The sequence below is a fragment of the Micromonospora sp. L31 genome (genome assembly GCF_052068075.1).
Classification (GTDB): Bacteria; Actinomycetota; Actinomycetes; order Mycobacteriales; family Micromonosporaceae; genus Micromonospora; species Micromonospora purpureochromogenes.
On sequence record NZ_JBQHDC010000034.1, the window covers coordinates 1 to 593 of the forward strand.

Sequence of the window (593 nt, forward strand, 5' to 3'; positions counted from 1 at the left end):
GCCTCCATTTGGGAAATGTTCCCGTCATGGATCGCCGGCGCAGAGCTGCACATCATCGATGAAGCGATTCGTCTCGATATGATCAAGCTCAATACGTATTTCAATGAAAAAGGGATCACCATTGCGTTCCTGCCAACTCAGTTATGCGAGCAATTTATGTCAATGGACAATCATTCACTGCGCTACCTACTGACTGGCGGCGACAAGCTGAAACAGGTAAAGCCTGTTCCATATAAACTCGTGAATAACTACGGTCCGACGGAAAATACAGTCGTGGCGACAAGCGGGATTATCAATCCAGATCAAGGAACGCTTCCAATCGGAACAGCGATTGCCAATACACGTTTTTACATTATGGGTTCGTTATATGACCTCTCGCCGCCAGGCGTACCGGGTGAGCTTGTGATCGCAGGAAAAGGACTGGCTAGGGGGTACTGGAATCTTCCGGAGGAAACAGATAAACGATTTGTCCCAGATCCATTTTATCCAGGTGAGCGCATGTATCGCACAGGCGACTTAGTGAAATGGACAGAGGATGGCGAGCTGATCTATCTCGGCAGAAAAGACCATCAGGTCAATATCCGAGGCTTCCG

1 protein-coding gene is annotated in these 593 nt (G+C 48.7%); it reads left to right on the top strand.

Translation table 11 applies throughout. The annotated features are described in order from the left end of the window. Window positions 1-15 precede the first annotated feature (15 nt). Window positions 16-593, top strand: a 578-nt coding sequence (locus tag ACTMS9_RS30655; protein ID WP_441166634.1) for an AMP-binding protein, incomplete at its 3' end; no start/stop codon positions are given.